This window comes from Cytophagia bacterium CHB2, assembly GCA_030263535.1.
GTDB lineage: Bacteria > Zhuqueibacterota > Zhuqueibacteria > Zhuqueibacterales > Zhuqueibacteraceae > Coneutiohabitans.
The window spans coordinates 1-2,071 of record SZPB01000628.1; the positions used below are offsets into that span (position 1 = coordinate 1).

Annotated in this window: 2 protein-coding genes; one reads left to right on the plus strand and one right to left on the minus strand. The window is 51.0% G+C overall.

What is annotated here, in order from left to right; translation table 11 throughout:
• A partial coding sequence (locus FBQ85_29645; GenBank protein MDL1879294.1) for a hypothetical protein occupies positions 1-1,303 on the minus strand: 1,303 nt, incomplete at its 3' end.
• 209 nt (positions 1,304-1,512) lie between these two features.
• Between FBQ85_29645 and FBQ85_29650 the strand changes: the two genes are divergently transcribed.
• On the plus strand, positions 1,513-2,071 hold a 559-nt coding region (locus FBQ85_29650; GenBank protein MDL1879295.1), incomplete at its 3' end, for a hypothetical protein.

The window sequence follows — 2,071 nt, forward strand, 5'->3', positions numbered from 1 at the left end:
ATACCTGTCGCGACTTGATGAAGCGATTGAAGCCGTAGCCCGTGCCAATCCACAAGTCGCCGGACCGATCCTCGCAAATCGCAAGCACATTGTCATTGCTGAGGCTTTGGGGATTTTTCGGATCGTGGCGATAATGCGCCAGCAAACGGCCGAGAGAATCATATTGCCGCAACCCGGTCATGAAACTGCCCACCCAGAGGTTGCCGCTACGGTCTTGTAGGAGGGCATAAACGCCGTCAGCGATTTTGTTGCGAATAATGCGATCCTGGCGGCGGGCATAATAGCTGATACCCGAGCGATAATGCCCGAGCCACATCACGCCGGAACGATCTTCATGAACGGCTTGCACGCGATTCATGAGCAACGAGTGCGCATCGTCCGGGTCATGGCGATATTGGAAAAAGCGGTCGGTGGCCGGTTCATAGCGCCACAAACCTAGATGAAGCGTGGCAATCCACAATGCGCCGTTTTGATCTTCGAACAGATCGAGAACGATATCTGTTCCGGCCGGAGGCGTAATATTGCGATCGAAATGGCGGCGCAGGACGCGATCTGCCGGTTGATCATAATAAAACAATCCGTCCGCGGCGGCTATCCAAACCGTGCCGCGGCCGTCTTCGCGAATGCCTGTCACGCCTTTGCCGGGCGCATCGAGACGATACGAAATAAAGGTATTCCGCCCGCGATCAAAGCGCTCAAGGCCCGCAACGGTGCCAATCCATATTGTGCCGCTGCGATCCTCATAAAGCGCTCTGACAACTTCGCTGCTCAACGCGCCGTTGCCGGCGGCGTCAGCGTGATATACGACGAGAGTGTCCTCTTGAAGGTTATAGCGGAACAATCCGCGATCCGTGCCGATCCAGAAATTGCCATACCGGTCTTCGCAAACCGCGGCCACGTCTTTATCCGCCATCGGCTTGGTTTTTGGAAAAAGATCCTCGAATCTTTGAAAACCATCAATAGAAGGTTCATAACGGCATAAACGGCTGCCTGCGATTACCCAGAGAGAGTTGGAACGATCAAGATATAATTGTATGACATAAGAATGAGGAAGCGCAGCGCCGTCGTCCGGGTCAGCCTTATAAATTTTGAAGTCATAACCATCATACTTGTTCAGGCCATCTTCTGTTGCGAACCAAAGAAATCCCTGGCCATCTTGGATAATGTCATTGATGGAGAAATTGGAAAGCCCGTGTTCAATCGTGAGGAATTCGAAGCGGACTTCTTGCGGCTGGGCAGAAATAATTCTGGCAAAGAGCAGCCAGCAAAACCCAAAGCAAATATGGCATGTGAGTCGAAGCATTGCGACAAAAGGTAAACAGCGTTTCGGAAAAGCGCAAGAGCCTGGCGCGCAGACCTATTCGTTAAAATTGGGGTTGAATTCTTTGAAGAAATACTTATACTCTCGTGGTTTCGAATCCGCTCAATAAAACATGGCCCGGCGGTTTCACTATTTGTTGACGAATAACAATTGAAATTTACGGCCTGCAACAGAACATCTTGGAGATGACAATGCGTCTTACGAAGCTGCGTTATTTTCTTTCTAGCTTTTTTGCCGCTGCGATTTTGATGAGTAGCTGCAAAGACAATCCCACAACCAACGAAAATTTTACGGTCACACTTACGGTTGCGAACCTCAAACCATTGACTTCTGTTGAAGGGCATTATGAGCTTTGGATTAGCTTTCCGGAGGAAACTCGCGCGTTGAACAAGCCCAGCCACGGCGATCAAGCGTATGTGAGTTTCGGCAAATTCAATGTCAATGCCAACAACCAGCTTGTTGATCTAAGCGGTAACGCGAAATCATCGTTCACTCCCGGGGCGAATGCGCAGGTTGACATCAACCTGGCGGTGGATGCGCTGATCACAGTCGAGCTTTCGGGCGACAACAATGACGAACCTGGTTCGCGCATGCTGGGCGGCCTTTTCTTTGGCACGGATCGCCAGGCAACGGCCATTTTGAAATCCGACGGGGAGGATGTTTTTGATTTCGATTACACCCGCAGCAGCGGCAGTTATATTTTAATGACGCCTTCGACGGCTGACGCCTCGGACGCGAATCATGGCATTT